We start from the raw sequence: 19,626 nt of genomic DNA on the forward strand, positions 1-19,626 counted from the left end.
AAGCCGTCCACTTATTTGTTTTTAAAGTAATTTTATAGTTATATAGCATAACAGTATTAAGCTTAGCTCGTTATTTACTTTATTGGAATGCTTTAAACATAAAAATTAATTACTATTTAGTCTAATAAAAATAGCGCGTAGTGTTAACCATACAATGAGTAGCTTATTATTGCTGATTGCTACGGGTTGGGGGTTGTTTAGCAGGTATAAAAAAAGCTATCTTTGTGGTTAGACAAAGATAGCTTTGGGCTTTCAATAAATAGTTAGGTTTTAGGAGGCTATTTATTTTTAATAAGGCTCACTATATTTGTAGAGCTGTCATTACTTAGGTGTATTTTTTCTACTTGTAAACTGATTATCTGAAAAACGGGTTAACCCTTTTTTATGATTTGGTGTTTTCTTACCTTTTGCTTTGTTTGATGGGCTTCTCTGTTGTCCTGGGCTGGTTTTAAAGCCTTGAGAGTTATTCTTCCCTTGTCGGTTTTTATTCGCTAACTGTTGTTCACTACGTGTTTCACGTGGTACTAAACAATTAGGCGCTGATCCTATTAGTTTACTTAAGCCCATCTTAGTTAATGCTTGGCGAATAATAGGCCAGTTAACTGGATCATGATAACGTAAAATAGCTTTATGAAGCCTACGTTGAATAGTACCTTTAGGGACGCTAATTGTGCCGCCTTCTTTGGCAATGTTTTTCTTAGTAATATTACGCAGAGAGTTAAGTTCAGTATGGTAAAGCGTTGTTGCATTTGCTAATGGTGACGGATAAAAGTTTTGTACTTGATCTAACTTAAAGTCGTTACTTTTAAGCCATAATGCAAGGTTTACCATGTCTTTATCGGTTGTGCCGGGGTGAGCAGAAATAAAGTACGGAATGAGGTATTGTTTTTTACCAGCAAGTTTAGAGTAATGATCAAACATTTCTTTAAACTTATCGTAACTGCCCATACCTGGCTTCATCATATTATTTAATGGCCCTTCTTCGGTATGCTCAGGTGCAATTTTTAGGTAGCCTCCAACATGATGACTCGCGAGCTCTTTAACGTATTCAGGATCTTTTATCGCTAAATCATATCGAACGCCAGAAGCGATCAATACTTTTTTAATACCTTTTACAGCGCGCGCTTTGCGGTATAGCTCAATAGTAGGTGTATGGTCAGTATCTAAATGACCACAAATTGTTGGCCAAACACAAGAAGGCTTTCTACAAGTTGCTTCAGCTTTTTCACTTTTACAATTAAGCTGGTACATGTTGGCAGTTGGTCCGCCTAAATCAGAGATTACACCAGTAAAACCAGGCACTTTCTCTTTAATGTCTTCTATTTCGTTAATAATAGATTCATGTGAACGACTTTGAATAATGCGCCCTTCATGTTCGGTTATAGAGCAAAAAGTACAACCACCAAAACAGCCGCGCATAATGTTAATGGAGGTTTTGATCATATCGTAAGCAGGAATTTTAGCTTTACCATAACTTGGATGCGGAACACGCTGATAAGGTAAACCAAATACACCATCCATTTCTTCAGTAGAAAGTGGTTTTGCTGGCGGGTTTAGCCAAATAATGCGATCGCCATGACTTTGTACCAAAGGTTTAGCCGAAGTAGGATTTACTTCTTGGTGAAAAATACGAGAGGCATGAGCGTACAACACTTTATTATCCTTTACTTGTTCAAAGGTAGGTAAATTAATATAAGTTGTTTGCCAAGGCTTACTTTTCTCTTGCCATGACTTATTACGATAGGTTGATATTTCAATAGGTTGTGCTGTTTTAGTAATATCAGCATTTACAATATTAACCGCGTTATCAGCTTCTGTTTTAGCTTCGTTGTCGCTGCAGCTTTCAGGAGTTATTTCTTCATAAGGGCTATAAATAGGATCTATTTTTCCTGGGCGATCAATATCACGTGAATCAATACCGTGCCAACCAGGTAAAGCTTGCTTGGCTAAAAATGCGCTACCGCGAACATCGGTAATAGACTTTACATCATCACCACGGGCAATACGGTGTGCTATTTCTACCAGAGGTCGCTCTGCATTACCGTAAATAAGTAAATCAGCTTTTGAGTCAAATAACACTGAGCGACGGACTTTGTCTGACCAATAATCATAGTGGGCGATGCGGCGTAAACTTGCTTCAATGCCACCAATAATAACAGGAACTCCTTTATAAGCCTCTTTACAGCGTTGTGTATAAGCGGTTACTGCGCGATCTGGGCGTTTTCCACCTTCATCATTTGGCGTATAAGCATCATCGTGACGCATTCTACGCTCAGCCGTATAACGATTTATCATTGAGTCCATGTTACCAGCAGTAACACCAAAGAATAAATTGGGTTGGCCAAGCTCCATAAAAGCATCTTTTGAGTGCCAATCAGGCTGAGCAATAATACCTACACGAAAGCCTTGCGCTTCTAACATACGACCGATAATAGCCATACCAAAGCTTGGATGATCGACATAGGCGTCACCTGTAACAATTATAATATCGCAACTATCCCAGCCTAAAATATCCATTTCTTTACGAGACATCGGGAGAAATGGTGAAGTATCGTAGCATTCGGCCCAATATTTAGGGTACTCGAATAAGCCGTACTTTGTTTCTGGGATCAGTGGTTTTGTTGCTAAGGTCATTTAATGCTCTCTGGTTACTGCGCTATTCACTTAAGGTTAGATATTTAAGTGCTTACTTTAAATTAATGATTAGCTCATTAAACCTGTATGCAAAGATACAGGCGCGCGATTGTAACAGAAAGCGTTGAGATGTTCTAAATAAACTTTGTTTGTTTTTTGAACGATAAAGGCAATATCACTACGTAAGAGGACTAGTGTACTTGTGGTTTATTATGCGCATTATTTTTTAATAATACACATTGGGTTTCACCTTGCTGAGCGCATAAGGTTAACTCTGCTATTTCTTCTGGCGCAAAGCTGGCATTAGACAAGATAACCGCTGAGCAATTTCCACGACATAACACGCCTTTAATTTGTTCCACACTTAAATCGATAGTGCGATTTATTTGATCAGTACGGTCTTTGTTTCTTAAGTTTACACACAATACTTTTGAGGTATCGATGCCATGTGTTTTTGCAAGTTGCTCGAGTGAAGCTTCGTTAGGGTTAATAATTAATATCCATTTTTTAGCTTGAGTATATTGCTGACAGACCTGTGCATATTGAGTTGATAGCTCATCATGGCTTGCAACATCTTTGAGTGCTAACCAAGACATATTTAAAGTATTTACCCCAGCTAATTCAACATTAGTAGCAGTGAAGTTGTTGTTATAAATAGAAAACATAGTAACCCTTAGTTATTTGTATATTTACTGTATGCATATACAGTAGTTGTTTTATGTTCACAATTCAAGCACTTTTTTAATTATTTTTAAACAAAGAAATCCGCATGTCTTTCACGGATACGACTTACCAGTATTCGTGGCACTTTTAAGGTAACTGTGAATAAACTTGGGATTAATGGGATTAAGCTAATGAGCACAGTAAAGTACGGCTGACTTGCGTAACTTTGATTAACTAATTGTGCTGATTGTTAGGAGCTGTTGATCTTTCGCGGTTAAATGTTGTTCGAGGTAAAAGTTTTTTAATCGCGCGGACAGTGTGTTGCCTAATCATTCTAAGCAAATACTGTTGAACAAAGCGTAAAACGCTTTTAGCCGAATATTTCGGACAGCGTTTGTTGGTCTTTTTACTGCGTTATCACCTTTTTAGGTAACGCTAGATGGATGTAGCTTATTAGACAATGCAGGAGCTTATTGTCCTGAATAGCCACACGAGAAAGGCTCTACCTTGTATGAATGCCCAACAAAAAGCAGCAAAAAAATCTCGAAAGAGCAACAGCCTCTAGGATGTAGATCTTTTAGATGAAATATCTTAAAAGGGCAGAGGGAAGGAGTATTTTTTCTATTGCTCTATCTTAGATAACTGGGCTTCAAATTGTTCAGCACCCGCTTTTACTTGATATAGTTTTACTAATAAATAATCTAATTTTGGTGCGAACCAGGCATAAGTGATACGTTTTTTCTCGGGAATTTCACGTTTTAAGCGTATGGTTTTTACTAAGCCATAAGGAAGCATTAACTCTTCTTCGCCATCATAGGTATAAACATAATCTTTAATTGAGCCAGAAGTACTAATAACAGGGTAAACAAAGCGTTGTTGTTCAGGGTTGTTAATAAGGTCAATACGGTTTTGTAAATGATAACTTAATTTATCTTGCAAACCTTCATGTCTATCTATGGTGATGGTTTTATTTTTTACCAGATCTTTTGCACTTTTATTACTGAACTGATATTGCCACTCATAGTGCTTATCTCTACCTGTACCTTCTCTATCATAAAGGTAATGAAGGGGGGTTACTTGGTCCTGTTGAATTGATAAGGTTGAGGTTTCACTGCGTTTATCTGAGAAAATTAACCATTCAATATCAGTTTCATAATGATAAACCGCATTACCATTATCAAGGTAAGTCAGTTTTCGAGTAGCTTCGCCAACCGGATCTGATTTATGTAATAAGGTATAGGTGGCGTTATATGGAGGAACTTTATATTTTTTTTCTATTGATGGTTTGTCTGGGGAAGGTGTTATTGATGCTTCGGTTGTGGCAAAAGTAGATAAGGGGAAACAAATAAGTAAAACAGAAAGATAAGTGCGCATGTTCAATTTGACTACTCTAGAAGCTATTAATAATAAACTTATACTAACAGCTTCAAGCGTAGATTCAATTAATCGTTTGCATAGCCTGAAGCTGGTAATGGATTTCCATCTAAAATAGCTTGTTCATTGGCCATGGATAACCTTTTTTCACAGAGCCATCGCACAACTAATGGGTATATACGGTGCTCTTGCTCATGAACTCGAGCTGCTAAGTCATCACTATTGTCGCCATCGAAAACAGGAACCTTGGCTTGTAAAATAACCGGACCACCATCAAGCTCTTCTGTAACAAAATGAACACTGACACCATGTACTTTATCACCAGCATCAATAGCACGCTGGTGCGTGTTCAACCCTTGATATTTAGGTAGCAATGACGGATGAATATTAAGTAGTTTACCTTGGAAGTGTTGTACAAAGGCAGGTGTTAATATGCGCATAAAGCCAGCAAGTACAATAACATCAGGGGTAAAAGCATCAATTCTTTTAATTAGCTCAAGATCATACGCTTCACGGCTGGCAAAGTCTTTATGTGATAACGCTACGGTATTTATATTGGCATTTTCCGCACGAGTTAAACCATAGGCGTCTGCTTTATTAGAGAGTACACCAACAATTTCACCGGGGTAATCGGCTGTGGCACATGCATCAATAATTGCTTGTAAGTTAGTGCCGCTACCTGAAATTAAAACGACTATTCGACTAGACATTATTATTCCTGCTTAAAGTAAGTTTTTCATGAGCTTTATAAAATAGGCTCTTAAATGAATTAAAGGGGCTAAATAGCCCCTTTAATAATAGTGTTTATGCTTACGGTGTTTACACCATTAAGCAAAAATAACTTGTTCGGCATCGTCTGCTTTATCAGCGATTGCACCAATGTGCCAAGCGTTTTCGCCATGTGCAGTAAGTACTTCAATACTTTGCTCAACTTTATCAGCTGGAACAACGATTATCATACCAACGCCACAGTTGAATGTGCGGTACATTTCGTGCTCAGTGATGTTACCTTTTTCTTGTAACCAGTTGAAAATAGTCGGCCATTCCCAGCTTTCACCATTAATTACCGCTTGTGCTGTTTCAGGTAAAACACGTGGAATGTTTTCCCAGAAGCCACCACCAGTGATATGAGAAAGCGCATGAACATCAACATCTTTAAGCAGTGCTAATACTGACTTAACATAAATTTTAGTCGGTTCAAGTAAATGTTCACCAATAGATTTACCGTCAAGTAATTCGTTAGTATCAGTATTGTTAACTTCTAATACTTTACGGATTAATGAGAAACCATTTGAGTGTGGCCCTGAAGCACCTAAAGCAATTAATTGATCGCCAGTGGTTACTTTAGTGCCGTCAAGTAAGCGTGATTTTTCAGCTACACCAACACAAAAACCTGCGATATCGTAATCACCTTGATGATACATACCTGGCATTTCAGCAGTTTCACCACCAACCAATGCACAACCTGATTGAATACAACCTTCGGCAATACCTTCAACAACTGAAGAGGCTACATCAACATCAAGCTTTGCTGTTGCGTAGTAATCAAGGAAGAATAATGGCTCTGCACCTTGAACAATAAGGTCATTTACACACATAGCGACTAAATCAATACCAACGGTATCGTGTTTAGCTAAATCAATCGCTAAACGTAACTTTGTGCCAACGCCATCAGTACCAGCAACTAATACAGGTTCTTTATAACCTGTAGGTAATTGGCATACTGAACCAAAACCACCTAATCCACCCATAACTTCTGGGCGCGTAGTGCGCTTAACCGCACCTTTAATGTTTTCAACTAGGGCGTTACCAGCATCAATATCAACACCAGCATCTTTATAGCTTAAAGACTGTTTTTGTTCGCTCAAGGGAAACCTCAAATATTACCGACTGTATTTAAAGGTGCACATTCTACCAGTGCAAGTGTTGATACTCAAGAAAGGATGAACATCTTCATGTGCTTTTATTTTTTGAGGCACTTTTTTAGAAATTATTTATATTTGCAGATAAAAATCGTTTACATTGTGGTAAGATCTTTAGTACAAACGTTTATGAGTTTTTTCTAGTTATTATACGGTATGTTTAAACACCTTATCGCGCTCTTAATATTGATTATTTTGTTTACAAGTTCAAAAGCTTATAGCGTTGAAGTAGATGATTTATATCAAGCAAAAATCCCCGTTGTCTCCCAAGCGAGCAAGCAGCGTAGTATTGCTATAAATAAAGCAATGCAAGCGGTTATTTTAAAAGTCGGCGGGCAAAAGAGCGTCTTATCAAACGAGCTTATTCGTAACGCGGTTAATCAATCATCATCGTATATTTCTCAATATCATTATGAAGAAAGGGAGTACCAACAACAAAAACAATTGTTTTTAATGGTGAGCTTTAACGAAAATAAAATAAATGAATTATTCCATCAGGCTAATTTAGCTATTTGGGGAAGTTTACGACCGCAAGTACTACTGTGGTTAATTGATGAAAATGGTTTTTCTCGCGCTGTTATTTCTAATTCAAGCCAGTCGAGCTTACCACTCCAAGCAGAAGATTTTTCTCAAGAGCGTGGTTTACCCCTTTTATTGCCACTGATGGACTTAGATGATGCCAGTCAAATTACGTTAAGTGATTTATGGGGGCGTTTTGTTGAACCTATACGTCAAGCATCTGCCCGTTACTATCCTGAGGCGATTGTTGTGATGAGAATATCAGACTCAAGTCTATTGTCTGAAGATACAGTAATAGCCACAGACGTCATATCAAATGATAGTGCTGTTGACTGCGGTTTGCTATGCCCACAAGAAGCGGACGATGCATCTTATGCACTAGATTGGACTTTTATTACACCAAAAGAAGAAATTAACCAACGCAATATTTTTAGTCAGCAATATCGTGGTAGTAATAAATCAGCGCTATTAGCTTTAGGCTTGGCTGATATTACGGATTTAATTTATCAAAAATACGCTCTATTAACCTCTACCAATGATAACTTCATTATTGAAGTATCAAATATCAACTCATTAAAACAAGACAGCGAGCTAGTTAGCTTTTTAGCTGATTTATCTGCGGTTAAATCAGTTACCCTTATTGAAGCTCAAGGTGAAATGAGGCGTTATAGCTTAGCTCTTTTAGGCTCGCAAGCAGCATTATTAGCATCATTGAAATTAAATAAACAATTAAAACCAGCCAAGAAATTTATTGATCCCTTAAGTGAATATGATGCTCCGCAAGTGCCGATATTTTATTGGGATCAGCAATGAAGCAAATCGCTCAATTAGCGTTATCGGTGCAATTACCCGATGACGAAACCTTTACTAGTTTTACTAGTGAAGAAAATAAAGCGGTGGTTAACCAACTCAAAAGCTTTATTACCCGTGCAGAGAAACAACCAAATAGCTTTTACTTGTTCGGTTTATCTGGAGTCGGTAAATCACATTTGTTACACGCTTGTAGTAGTTATGCTGCACAGCAAGGTAAAACCTCGGTTTGTCTTTCTTGTGCCGAATTAAAGCAGTTACCCGTTGAAGTATTAGATGGTTTAGAGCAAATAGATCTTATTTGCTTAGATGACATTAACCTAATTGCTGGTGATAAACAGTGGCAACAAGCCATTTTTGATCTATACAACCGCGTACTTGAGCAAAATAAGTGTTTGTTAGTCAGCGGTGACGAAAGCGCACAGCAATTAGGAATTACCCTACCTGATTTATTATCTCGTTTAACGTGGGGTTTAACCGAGCAAGTTAAACCGCTTGATGATGAAGAAAAAAGCGCAGCCCTACAGCATAGAGCTATGCAACGTGGATTGTTATTAACTGATGAAGCCGTACGTTTTTTACTAAATCGCTCAAATCGCGATATGACTAGCCTTTTAGAAACACTTGATGTTTTAGATAAAGCTTCCATTCGGGAGCAACGTAAAATTACTATTCCGTTTATCAAAGAAGTGCTTGGGCTAAGTTAACTAACCTAAGATCGGCTTAACAAATATTTCTCTAGCAGCTACTTTTCCTAACTTCTTCGTTAAATTTACTTGCAATAAGCTAGCTATTAACGCGAAATTTTCCTTGCTTATCATATGAAAAGAAGAAAACTATCAAGCTAACGATTCAGAAAAGTAATTTTTGCTGATATTTCAATTTGTTAAATATCTCTTAAACCAAGCTCAGGTTAACTACTAACTACTATTCTTTTTCATTTTTATTACTCCTCTTCTTTAGTGAATTAGCCTTAAGTGCTGAGTGCTGTTGTCTGTAATTGCGTCTTTTATTTTTTCATACCTTACTCACTCTACCTTTAAAAGGTCAAAGTGAGTTGAGTGTGCCTTTTAAATAAAAAATAAAAAAACATTTGCAATGGTGGTATGACCAGTGCTTTAATCAGGGGTAATAAAACAATAATTATTACTTTCAGAGGTGGGAGCACAGTTATGCTAACTTACAAAGCGCCAGTAGCAGATATCAAATTTTTAGTAGAAGATGTATTTGATTATTATGGGCATTATAAAAAGCACCCTGAGTTTGAAGAAGCGACACCAGACTTAGTTGACGCTATTTTTCAAGAATGTGCCAAATTTTGTGAAAATGAATTATTACCTCTTTATCAAAGTGGCGATAAAGAAGGTTGTCAGTTTGATAATGGTAAAGTAACTACCCCTAAAGGTTTTAAAGAAGCCTATCAACAATATATTGAGGGTGGCTGGCCTTCGTTATCACACCCAGAAGAATACGGCGGGCAAGGTTTACCGCCATCATTAGGTATGGTGCAATCTGAAATGACAGGTACCGCAAACTGGTCGTGGGCTATGTACCCAGGGTTAAGCCATGGCGCGATGAATACTTTACAATCACACGGCAGTGCAGCACAAAAAGAACTCTATTTAACACAGCTTACCGCAGGCACTTGGACAGGAACTATGTGCTTAACTGAACCACAATGTGGTACTGATTTAGGGCAAGTTAAAACCAAAGCTGAGCCTAATGATGATGGTACTTACAATATTTCAGGTACTAAAATATTTATTTCAGCAGGGGAGCACGATTTAACCGAAAATATCGTACATATTGTACTGGCGCGTTTACCTAATGCACCTGCAGGAACAAGAGGTATTTCGTTATTTATTGTGCCAAAAATCAAGTCTGATGAACATGGCACGTTAGGTGAAGCTAATAATGTTACCTGTGGCTCTATTGAAGAAAAAATGGGTATTAAAGCCTCTTCAACCGCGGTACTTAATTTTGATAATGCTGTCGGTGAGTTAATAGGCCCTGAAAATAAAGGCCTAGAATGTATGTTTACATTTATGAATACAGCGCGAGTGGGTACAGCATTACAAGGTGTATGTTCAGCGGAGTTGGCGTTTCAAAATTCATTAGCATATGCGAAGGAGCGTTTATCTATGCGTTCTTTAACCGGTAAAAAGTATCCCGATCAAGTGGCAGATCCTATTATTGTTCACCCTGATGTTAGAAAAATGCTGATGACACAAAAGGCAATTTCAGAAGGTGGACGAGCTATGATTTATTATACGGCGAAAATCGTTGATGATATTGAAATGGCTAAAACTGAAGCTGAAAAGAAAGTGGCTGATGAACGTTTAGGTTTTATCACCCCAATTTTGAAAGCATTTTTAACTGAGCTTGGCTTAGAAAGTGCAAATCATGGTTTGCAAATTTTTGGTGGTCACGGTTATATCAAAGAGTGGGGCATGGAACAAATTGTTCGTGATGCGCGTATCTCAACTTTATATGAAGGCACAACCGGTATACAGGCACTTGACTTGTTAGGTCGAAAAATACTGTTAACACGCGGTAAAGCATTAAATAACTTTTCAAAAGAAATACTCACTTTTTGTAAAGATAAAAGCATGTTATCGAGTAGCCCACACAAGCGTCAAATGAATAAGTTTATTTGGCCATTAAGTAAAGCGGTTGCTAATTGGCAGCAATACTCATTACGTTTAGCAATGAAAGCGAAAAGTAATCGCGATATGGTCGGTTCGGCATCGGTCGATTATTTGATGTTTTCTGGTTACGTTACTATGGCTTACTTTTGGGCTCAAATGGCGCAATCAGCCTATGAAAAATTAGCGACGGATGTTGAAAACCGAGATTTCTATCGCGCTAAAATTAAAACAGCTGAGTTTTATTTTGAACGCATGTTGCCAAGAACTAAATCGTTAGCAAAAACAATGCTAGCTGATCCAAAAACATTAATGCAGCTTGATCAAGAGCTACTGTCATTTAGCTAATGTTATGTTTTTAAAGTAACCGTAAGGTTGTTTGTTGGATAGTAAAAAGCACGGAATCCCGTGCTTTTTTATGTGTTTATGTTTTATGTCGTTATATTGCTATTTTAGCTTCATAATCCAGGCGAATAGTTTTCGTATCGCGGGTTGAATATCCGATAATACTAATACTTTATCTGCTGTGACTTGATTATATTGTAATTGAGCAATATAAGTGAACATCACCTGAGCATCTAATTGTGGATCTGTTTTATTGAAGTACTGACACAAGTGCTCGAAAGGTAACATTAACGCTGCTTTATGTTTTGACACTAGTGCCTTTAACGCAGGCGTTACTTGTGCTTCGTTAAACATAAACTGCTCTACAAGTAATTGCTCAGCCTGATGTTCAATCCGTTTCATTATTTGTGAGCAAATATTAAGGGTTAGTTCATCACATAGCGCCTCTTTAGCTGTTGCTTTTCGTAGTTCTTTTTTATCGGCTGATTCTATTAAAGCGAATGATGATGCTAATAAATGATGGCTACTTGTTGAGGTGTTTTGACAATTTAGTGTAAAGGCTTGTTGAACAAGTTCTTGAATATCTTTGAAATAATACGTAGTTAACGATAATTGCAAATCAGCTTGCGCTGCGATGGCTCGATGGGTTGTTCCTTTGATACCTTTTTGTGCTAAGACACTTATTGTGGCAAGAAGGATTTTTTCTCTGGTTTTCTCACCTTTAGAACGCCGTTTAACTGATGAATCACTTTTTTTTATGTTGTTATTTTCATCACCAGTTAACGACAAAGCTTTATTGATTTTGGACATAATAAAATCTACTACTTTAGCTTACGTTAATTTGTTAACCTCATTTTAACATTTTATAACGCCAAGACTAGAGCGTAAATAGCATTCATTTGTATCTTTGTGTTATATCGTATATCTATATTCAAATTTTTAGTATAAATATACGCACCTAAGTTGCTTTTTTGTTCTCGATATCACTACTATCAAAATCATCTACTGCAATAGCCCATTTTCTTCCTTGTTCTGCTTTTACTAACAGCTCTGCTTCTGCAGAAGAAATAACCTCGGCAGCTAAACCTTTTTCAGCAACAACATCTAATAGGTAAAAAGGGAACTTCTCATTAAGCGCTTTACATACTTTATCGAAAATAGGCTCTGCGTTAATAATGTCTTCAAGGGTTTGTTCTAAGCGGCCAAAAACGTTAGTGTTATTACGCGTTAAAAACTGCCCTTGTCCTAAGCGTGTTCTCGTTGGGCTTGGTGTTTGTAAAATACGCGCAACGGTGTGATCTAATGTATCTTTTGGTAGGCTCAACCACGCTCCCATAGGGAAAATAATTAAACGCAATGTAGCTGCTAACCACTTATTTGGGAAGTTATGTAGTAACTCATCAATGGCCACCTGTATTTTATAAAGTGAGTCTTCTACTGCCCATTTTAATAGTGGTAAATCATCAGCTTCTCTTCCTTCATCGTTGTAGCGCTTTAAACAAGCACTAGCTAAATAAAGGTGGCTAAGTACATCGCCTAATCGAGCTGAAATACGCTCTTTTCTTTTTAAGTCAGAGCCAAGAGCTAGCATGGCAATATCGGATAGCATGGCTAAGTTAGCGCTAAAGCGGCTTAGTAGCTGATAATAACGGCGAGTTTCATCATTAAATGGCGTTGGCACAAAGCGAGAGCCTGATAACGAGCACCATAAACTTCGGCTGATGTTGCTAATAGCAAAACCAACGTGTCCAAATAGTGCATGGTCAAAGTCACTAAGTGCTTGTTCGTTATTAGGATTATTAGCTGCTTGCAGTTCAGCTAATACATAAGGGTGGCAGCGAATGGCGCCTTGCCCGTAAATAATTAAGCTACGAGTGAGAATATTTGCTCCTTCCACGGTTACAGCGATAGGCGCGCCTTGGTAACTTCGGGCTAAGTAGTTATTCGGACCCATACAGATACCTTTACCACCGTGCACATCCATAGCGTCGATAACACAAGCACGCATTTTTTCGGTTAAATGGTATTTAGTAATAGCTGAAATAACAGAAGGTTTTTCACCTAAATCAATAGCGCCAGTTGACATTGTAGTAACTGCATCCATCAAATATGCATTACCACCAATGCGAGCTAAGGCTTCTTCAACCCCTTCCATTTTACCAATAGGTAATTTAAATTGACGTCTAATATGACTATAGGCCCCTGTTGCCAGTGCTACGGTTTTAATGCCACCAGCACTATTTGAAGGGAGGGTAATTGCGCGGCCAACTGATAAACACTCTACCAACATACGCCACCCTTGACCCGCCATTTCTGGACCGCCAATAATATAATCTAAGGGGACAAAAACATCTTTGCCTTGTGTTGGTCCGTTTTGAAATGGAACATTCAATGGGAAGTGTCTGCGACCAATGGCAATGCCTTCAATATCCGTTGGAATAAGTGCACAGGTTATGCCTAATTCAACGATATCACCAAGTAAATGCTCAGGGTCTTGAAGTTTAAAGGCTAAGCCAAGTACTGTCGCAATAGGTGCTAGGGTAATGTAACGCTTGTCCCAATTAAGGCGCATGCCTAATACTTCTTTTCCTTCAAACTCACCATGACAAATAACGCCAGTATCAGGAATTGCTCCGGCATCAGAGCCCGCTTCTGGACTTGTTAAAGCAAAACATGGAATTTCGTCGCCTACCACTAAACGAGGTAAGTAATAGTCTTGTTGCTCTTTAGTTCCGTACTCTTGTAATAATTCACCAGGTCCTAACGAGTTAGGTACGCCAACAGTACTTGATAATACAGAGCTAACGCCGGTTAATTTTTGTAATACACGAGATTGCGCATAAGCTGAAAACTCTAAACCGCCATATTTTTTCTTAATGATCATCGCGAAGAATTTATTGTCTTTAAGGAACTGCCAAACTTCAGCGGGTAAATCAGCGTGTTCGTGAGTGACTTCCCAATCATTGACCATGGCACATAACTCTTCTACTGGGCCATTTAAAAAAGCTTTTTCTTCACTGCTTAAGCGTGGTTTAGGAAAGTTATGTAACTTGGTCCAGTCAGGATTACCACGAAATAAATCGGCATCAAACCACGTTGTGCCGGCATCGAGGGCTTCTTGTTCAGTGGTTGACATTTGGGGCATTATTTTTTTAAACAACGCCAATAAAGGCATACTAATAAATTGTTGTCTAACACTGTCAATATTTAAGGGGAGTGCAATAACGGCAAAGAGTAGCCAAGAGACAAAACCAATAATATCTAGAAAAGTGCCTATCACCATGAGCGCAGCAAAACTCAAAGTATATGTTGATAACGAGGAGCGAACACTGCTCATAAACCAAGTTAATGAAATTGCTACGATAAGCCAAATAATAATATCCACAAGCTTTCCTTTTTATGAGGTTAAAACGTTGTTTACGTTAATCACTATCAGTATGGGCATGTATTTAAAGGCAATTAAAGCAATTGAATTTAAATAATTTTTTAAGCAGTGATATAATCTAGTTATAGAACAAATAAAGGTCATCGCCAAGCAGTTTATTGCTTATAATGGTTTTTATTCATTTCCTCTTTTATTTCTGTCTTCATCGTGGAGTTTTTATGTGTGAATTATTAGCGATGAGCGCTAATGTACCAACGGACATTTGCTTTAGTTTTAGTGGGTTAATGCAACGTGGTGGTAATACAGGCCCTCATAGAGATGGCTGGGGTGTTACTTTTTATGAGGGTAAAGGTTGTCGTAGCTTTAAAGACCCTATGCCAAGTGCGCAATCGCCTATTGCCGAACTAGTCACAAAGTATCCGATGAAAAGTGAAGCGGTTGTTTGTCATATTAGACAGGCTAATTCGGGAGCTGTTAATTTAGAAAATACGCATCCATTTATTCGACAAATGTGGGGCAGAAACTGGACTTATGCGCATAATGGGCAATTGAAAGATTTCACAACTGAATTGCCCATTCAATTTCATTTACCTATTGGTACCACTGACAGTGAACATGCATTTTGTTGGATATTAGATCAACTACATATAACTTTTGGTGCAAAACAACCTGACTATAAAACGCTGTTTAGTTTTATTGCTAATTTAGCGTCACAAATAGACACCCTAGGTGTTGCTAATATTATTATTACCGACGGCGAGTATTTATTTGCTTATTGCTCTAATAATTTACATTGGTTAACTCGCCGTGCTCCCTTTGGTCAGGCTAGCTTAATTGATGCTGAGGTGGCGGTCGACTTTAAAAAAGAAACAACGGCCAATGATGTGGTTAGTGTTATTGCAACCCAACCGTTAACTGATGATGAAACATGGCATAAAATGTCGGCAGGGCAGTGGCAGTTATTTTGTTTGGGCGAGTTAGTTGATGGGGCATTAATTGCAGGTAAATTAACAGCAAATAAATGATAAATAACCTGAGTTCGACTTAACAAATGTTTCTCTAGCAGCTATTTTTCCTAATTTTTTCGTTAAATTTACTTGCAATAGACCAGCCATTGACGCGCAATTTTCCTTGCTTATCATATGAAAAGAAGAAAAATTATCAAGCTAGCGGTTCATAAGAATAATTTTTACTGATATTTAAATTTGTTAAATGTCTCTTGAACCGAGTTCAGGTTAAATAGTTAATCCAAAGCAAAGTGGGAAAGTTAAACAATAAGCTTTTTACTTTGCTTTGGGTACTTAAAATGAGTTTAGACATTTAAAAGTCGGTAAAGCTCCAAGCAATAAAGCGACTGATTTTTTGCCCTTGTGTCATATTAATAACTTTATAGTGTGCAACATTCGCTTTTTTCAAACTGAGTTTAAGCAAAGACAAATTATCTTTTTTAGAAACTAAGCAAGTAAACCATAATACTTGCGCTTTAAAGTGTTTGCTCTCATTGATCATTTTACGAATAAAAGCTAACTCACCACCATCACACCAAAGCTCAGCCTTTTGGCCGCCAAAGTTCAATGCTGAAGTATTTTTAGCAATAGTATTAGCGTTATTATTATTTTTTTGTTTGTTTTTTGCTAATTTCTGCCACTTCTTTACAGAGCCTTCACTTGCTTGAGCAAGTGACTTATGAAAAGGAGGGTTGCATAGCGTGACATGATAAAACTCATTGGCTTGAATAATATTGGTAAATATTTTTGAGCTATCAGATTGTAAGCGACAATCTATATTATTCATTAAATTGCTATTTTCAGCTAAGTTATTATTGGCTTGTTCAATAGAGCGTGGGTCAATATCAGAGGCTGTAAATTGCCAATCATAAACACGCTGCCCTAAAATGGGGTAAATACAGCTAGCGCCAGTGCCAATATCTAATGCCTTTATCGGTGTGTTTTTATTAAGAATATTAGCAGGAACTTTTGCTATTAAGTCATGTAAGTAATGAAGATAATCAACCCGGCCTGGAATTGGCGGACATAAATACCCGAAAGGAATATCCCAAGCGTTAATTTGGTAGTGATGCTTTAATAAAGCCAAGTTAAGTGCTTTTACCGAATTACTGTCACTAAAATCAATAGTATCTTGATTGTTATAAGGATTTTTAATTATTAACTTAGCTAGCGGTGAGTGCGATTTAACTAATGCGCTAAAATTGTAGCCGTTTTTATGTAGATTATTTTTATGCACTATAATGCTTACTTATTTTCACTAGGTTTAGTGCCAATTTTGAACAAGCCGTTACTCGTAAACTGCACAACTTGCTGACGCTTTTTACCTAATAAAATGGAGCCGTCATCCATAAAAAGAAAGTTTTTCCAGCAGCGCTTGAATACCTGCCACGTAGTTTCAATTACATTGTCTCGAGCAGAGCAATAATAAACAACCGTATTACCATCCCAGTTTAAATGTTGTTCAATTAGTTCAGGTAATGCAGGGTTATCACTATCCCAAACGCTTTCCCATTTACCTTGCTCAACCCAGTTGCTTTGATCAAAAGGCCAGTCACCTTTTTTAAAAAAGTCGGGGTGATCCGCTTGGCGACTAATAAAGGTATCCCAAAGTATATTGGCCCGTTCAGACACCATTGGCTTTATTTTAGGGAAGTCTTTTTCAATGATAGGTAAGCTCTTGTGTTTAAAAATCCAAGCATTTTTTAATTGTTCAACAGGGAAATAATTCATATTGTTGTTTTATTGGAACATTACGGGGGTATAGCCTAATTATACCCAGCAAACAGGAAATTAAAAAGCTGAGTTTACAGCTGAAGCCTTTTAGGAGAGATTAGTGCTACATAAAGTAACATTTTTGTTGAAAATGGCATGACATAATATTTATATCGATAATGGCTTCATTATCATTATAAATAACGCGTTGATTTATTAACGCTTGAGTGAATAACTATTACCTGAGAAAACTATGATTCGTACCATTTTTAATACCACATTAGCTAAAAAATCATTACTAAGCGCCGCATTATCATTGGCGTTAGTAACAACCGCTAACGCAGAGCAGTTTACTTTTGAGCAAGGTAAAAGCACTAAATCAGCGACTACCTTAGTTGTTTTTCAAGCAAAAGAGCAGCCATCGAGCGATTTGAAACACTTAATTAATGCTTCTGAGCAGCAGATTTCTAACGTGTTAAAAGTTGCTAAATTTACGGGTGAAAAAGATCAATTAGTTGAAGTGATAGCTCCTCATGGTATTGATGCAGAGCGCGTTATTATTATCGGTTTAGGTGATATGAAAAACTTACATGCGGGCGCTGTTAATAATATTGGCGCTAGTGTCGCCGCTAAGTTAGCAAAAATGGACGCAGAAAATATCTCAATATTAACTCAAGGGGTTAGTGACGATACCAGTAATGCTAGCTTTGCGGCACATTTAGCACATGGTATTAACTTACGCTCTTATCAATTTGATAAATATTTATCGAAGAAAAAGCCGGCAGAAAAACACTATCACTTATCGGTAATAGATGAGCAAAAAGCACAAATAACTTACCAAGGGCTAAGTGCTATTGAAGCTGGCGTTTTTCTAGCACGTGATCTAACTTCTGAAACTCCTACCGAAATGACGCCTGTTGATTTTGCAAATGCGGCGAAAAGCTTAACTAAACTAGGAGTTAAAGTAACCGTGCTTGAACCTAAAGAGATTGAAGCTTTGGGTATGGGCGCATTACACGCGGTTGGCCGAGGCTCGCTTGAAGGCTCTCGATTAGTTGTTGCCCATTGGCAAGGAAGCGATGAAACACCTATCGCGTTAGTCGGTAAAGGTATTACGTTCGACTCAGGTGGTTATAATATTAAAGCGGGCAGCTCTATTTCTCGTATGAAATCAGATATGGCAGGTGCTGCAGCAGTATTAGGCACGGTTAAAGCAATGGCATTACAAAAAGCTAAAGTTAATGTGGTTGCCGTTATGCCAATGGCAGCAAATATGGTCTCAGAAACATCCTTCGCACCGGGAGACGTATTAACAACGGCTGAGGGATTATCGGTTGAAGTACTCAATACTGATGCTGAAGGGCGCTTAATTCTTGCTGACGGTATGTGGTATGCGCGTGATAAATACAAAGTTAATACTATGATTGATGTTGCTACTTTAACGGGCTCAAAAGTACGTGCGTTAGGCGATCGTTACAGTGCTATTTTTACCGATGATGAACAGCTATTAACCCAGTTAACGGTATCGGGTAAAACCGTTGAAGAGCAAGTGTGGCGTTTACCTTTAGCGTATAAAGATATGCTTAAAACACCGATAGCCGATTTGAAAAATATTGGTACTTCTGGGCCGGGTGCATCAACAGCTGCAGTATTTTTACAGCACTTTGCCGGTGATACAACATGGGCGCACTTAGATATTGCGGGTAATGCATTAGCAGCAAAAGATAAAGATGTAATGCCTGCTGGTGGTACTGGCTACGGCGTACGCTTATTGAGTAACTGGTTATTAACGACACAAGTAAAGTAGTTAAAAACTTAGTTTACTGTGTTGAAAAAATGGCTGATTTTCAGCCATTTTTTATGTGGGTTTATTCCACTTTATTTGTGAATGTTTTCTTTTTGACTTTAGCAAGCCGATAAGCATCAAACATAGCAAATAGCCAAATGAATAATAAGGCATAACCTAACCAGTTATACTGTGGTGGTTGCTTAGCTAATTGTACGGTAACGGCTTGAGAAATAGCCTCAATCGTTAGCGCAATTTCGCCATTAGTTATTTGTAAGGCTACTTTTTCGCTGATACGATTTAAGGTACTGAATAAATTATATAAAAGAAAGGTAAACGCGCTAATAAAGCTCAAACCGATAAAGTATTTTTTTAAGAATACATGTCCAGAGCCAGGATACAGTAATGCTGACAATAATACGGCTTTGTGTTCTAGTTTCATAAAAGACCTTAAATAATTTTTCAGGTAAACAACTTAGATAAATACACGATAGCTTACATCAAGTAATGCTCAAAGGTATAAGTCATAAAAATATGAAAATTTAAGGGAAGTAGAAAAGCAAAAAGCCACTTTAAAAGTGGCTTTTCAAATATGGTGCGCGGTAAGTGATTCGAACACTTGACAACTCGCAAGTCAGGCGAGGACTCTACCACTGAGCTAACCGCGCACAGTATAAATTTTTTAAGAGCCTTATAGGCTTTAACGAGCGCTATGTTAGCGCCTGTCTGATTAGCTTGCAAGCGGTTTTAATCGAAATAGCTTAAATGAGTGCTTAAGTGCTTATTTAATCTACATGAAGCGCAGTTAACACTCAAAATCTAT

The 19,626-nt window shown here is 37.7% G+C and carries 15 protein-coding genes and 1 tRNA gene; 5 read left to right on the plus strand and 11 right to left on the minus strand.

Translation table 11 applies throughout. From position 1 onward, the window contains the following. Nucleotides 1-321: 321 nt before the first annotated feature. From ABD005_RS15180 to purM, 5 genes are all read right to left on the minus strand, one after another. Nucleotides 322-2,634: a YgiQ family radical SAM protein gene (locus ABD005_RS15180; RefSeq protein ID WP_343818479.1), complete on the minus strand. Its 2,313-nt coding sequence runs from the start codon at nt 2,632-2,634 to the stop codon at nt 322-324. A gap of 191 nt (nt 2,635-2,825) precedes the next feature. Next, nucleotides 2,826-3,299, minus strand: a complete 474-nt coding sequence (locus ABD005_RS15185) for a hypothetical protein (RefSeq protein ID WP_343818481.1) — start codon at nt 3,297-3,299, stop codon at nt 2,826-2,828. A gap of 619 nt (nt 3,300-3,918) precedes the next feature. After that, nucleotides 3,919-4,671 (minus strand): DUF3108 domain-containing protein, encoded by a 753-nt coding sequence (locus ABD005_RS15190; protein WP_343818483.1) that lies wholly within the window; start codon nt 4,669-4,671, stop codon nt 3,919-3,921. Nucleotides 4,672-4,739: 68 nt separating this feature from the next. Then, nucleotides 4,740-5,384: a phosphoribosylglycinamide formyltransferase gene (purN, locus tag ABD005_RS15195; RefSeq protein WP_343818638.1), complete on the minus strand. Its 645-nt coding sequence runs from the start codon at nt 5,382-5,384 to the stop codon at nt 4,740-4,742. A 114-nt stretch (nt 5,385-5,498) separates the two neighbouring features. Next, on the minus strand, nt 5,499-6,539 hold the full coding sequence (gene purM / locus ABD005_RS15200) for a phosphoribosylformylglycinamidine cyclo-ligase (protein WP_215979493.1): 1,041 nt from the start codon (nt 6,537-6,539) through the stop codon (nt 5,499-5,501). A gap of 249 nt (nt 6,540-6,788) precedes the next feature. On the opposite strand from purM, the gene ABD005_RS15205 reads away from it, so the two are divergent. From ABD005_RS15205 to ABD005_RS15215, 3 genes are all read left to right on the plus strand, one after another. After that, nucleotides 6,789-7,925, plus strand: coding sequence for a DUF2066 domain-containing protein (locus tag ABD005_RS15205; protein WP_343818484.1), 1,137 nt, complete (start codon nt 6,789-6,791; stop codon nt 7,923-7,925). Continuing rightward, nucleotides 7,922-8,629 (plus strand): DnaA regulatory inactivator Hda, encoded by a 708-nt coding sequence (gene hda / locus ABD005_RS15210; RefSeq protein WP_215979491.1) that lies wholly within the window; start codon nt 7,922-7,924, stop codon nt 8,627-8,629. The genes ABD005_RS15205 and hda overlap by 4 nt, the downstream gene beginning before the upstream one ends. A 465-nt stretch (nt 8,630-9,094) precedes the next feature. Continuing rightward, the gene (locus tag ABD005_RS15215) at nt 9,095-10,915 is read left to right on the plus strand and encodes an acyl-CoA dehydrogenase C-terminal domain-containing protein (protein WP_215979490.1); all 1,821 of its coding nucleotides are present in this window, start codon (nt 9,095-9,097) and stop codon (nt 10,913-10,915) included. A 99-nt stretch (nt 10,916-11,014) separates the two neighbouring features. On the opposite strand, the gene ABD005_RS15220 is transcribed toward ABD005_RS15215, so the two are convergent. Beyond that, nucleotides 11,015-11,722, minus strand: coding sequence for a TetR/AcrR family transcriptional regulator (locus ABD005_RS15220; RefSeq protein WP_215979489.1), 708 nt, complete (start codon nt 11,720-11,722; stop codon nt 11,015-11,017). Nucleotides 11,723-11,870: 148 nt separating this feature from the next. Then, nucleotides 11,871-14,297, minus strand: coding sequence for an acyl-CoA dehydrogenase FadE (gene fadE / locus ABD005_RS15225; protein ID WP_343818487.1), 2,427 nt, complete (start codon nt 14,295-14,297; stop codon nt 11,871-11,873). Between the two features lie 218 nt (nt 14,298-14,515). Between fadE and ABD005_RS15230 the strand changes: the two genes are divergently transcribed. Continuing rightward, nucleotides 14,516-15,322, plus strand: coding sequence for a class II glutamine amidotransferase (locus ABD005_RS15230; RefSeq protein ID WP_215979487.1), 807 nt, complete (start codon nt 14,516-14,518; stop codon nt 15,320-15,322). 295 nt (nt 15,323-15,617) lie between these two features. Here ABD005_RS15230 and rlmF read toward each other — a convergent pair whose 3' ends face one another. Both rlmF and ABD005_RS15240 read right to left on the minus strand, forming a co-directional pair. After that, nucleotides 15,618-16,541: a 23S rRNA (adenine(1618)-N(6))-methyltransferase RlmF gene (gene rlmF, locus ABD005_RS15235; RefSeq protein ID WP_343818491.1), complete on the minus strand. Its 924-nt coding sequence runs from the start codon at nt 16,539-16,541 to the stop codon at nt 15,618-15,620. Nucleotides 16,542-16,549: 8 nt separating this feature from the next. Then, nucleotides 16,550-17,035: a DUF2947 domain-containing protein gene (locus ABD005_RS15240; RefSeq protein ID WP_343818492.1), complete on the minus strand. Its 486-nt coding sequence runs from the start codon at nt 17,033-17,035 to the stop codon at nt 16,550-16,552. Nucleotides 17,036-17,270: 235 nt separating this feature from the next. On the opposite strand from ABD005_RS15240, the gene ABD005_RS15245 reads away from it, so the two are divergent. Beyond that, nucleotides 17,271-18,824 carry a leucyl aminopeptidase gene (locus ABD005_RS15245; RefSeq protein ID WP_343818494.1) on the plus strand — a complete coding sequence of 518 codons (1,554 nt, stop codon included), beginning with the start codon at nt 17,271-17,273 and terminating at the stop codon, nt 18,822-18,824. Between the two features lie 61 nt (nt 18,825-18,885). On the opposite strand, the gene ABD005_RS15250 is transcribed toward ABD005_RS15245, so the two are convergent. Then, on the minus strand, nt 18,886-19,245 hold the full coding sequence (locus tag ABD005_RS15250) for a hypothetical protein (RefSeq protein WP_343818496.1): 360 nt from the start codon (nt 19,243-19,245) through the stop codon (nt 18,886-18,888). Nucleotides 19,246-19,396: 151 nt separating this feature from the next. After that, a tRNA-Val gene (locus tag ABD005_RS15255) sits at nt 19,397-19,471 on the minus strand. Nucleotides 19,472-19,626: the final 155 nt, after the last annotated feature.

The organism is Colwellia asteriadis, assembly GCF_039523295.1.
In the GTDB taxonomy this organism is placed as follows: Bacteria; Pseudomonadota; Gammaproteobacteria; order Enterobacterales; family Alteromonadaceae; genus Colwellia; species Colwellia asteriadis.

Excerpts from the sequence above, each read along its gene's own strand:
- ABD005_RS15180 (WP_343818479.1), bottom strand. The coding sequence starts at position 2,634 with ATGACCTTAGCAACAAAACCACTGATCCCAGAAACAAAGTACGGCTTA.
- ABD005_RS15185 (WP_343818481.1), bottom strand. The coding sequence starts at position 3,299 with ATGTTTTCTATTTATAACAACAACTTCACTGCTACTAATGTTGAATTA.
- ABD005_RS15190 (WP_343818483.1), bottom strand. The coding sequence starts at position 4,671 with ATGCGCACTTATCTTTCTGTTTTACTTATTTGTTTCCCCTTATCTACT.
- hda (WP_215979491.1), top strand. The coding sequence starts at position 7,922 with ATGAAGCAAATCGCTCAATTAGCGTTATCGGTGCAATTACCCGATGAC.
- ABD005_RS15215 (WP_215979490.1), top strand. The coding sequence starts at position 9,095 with ATGCTAACTTACAAAGCGCCAGTAGCAGATATCAAATTTTTAGTAGAA.
- ABD005_RS15220 (WP_215979489.1), bottom strand. The coding sequence starts at position 11,722 with ATGTCCAAAATCAATAAAGCTTTGTCGTTAACTGGTGATGAAAATAAC.
- ABD005_RS15230 (WP_215979487.1), top strand. The coding sequence starts at position 14,516 with ATGTGTGAATTATTAGCGATGAGCGCTAATGTACCAACGGACATTTGC.
- ABD005_RS15240 (WP_343818492.1), bottom strand. The coding sequence starts at position 17,035 with ATGAATTATTTCCCTGTTGAACAATTAAAAAATGCTTGGATTTTTAAA.
- ABD005_RS15245 (WP_343818494.1), top strand. The coding sequence starts at position 17,271 with ATGATTCGTACCATTTTTAATACCACATTAGCTAAAAAATCATTACTA.
- ABD005_RS15250 (WP_343818496.1), bottom strand. The coding sequence starts at position 19,245 with ATGAAACTAGAACACAAAGCCGTATTATTGTCAGCATTACTGTATCCT.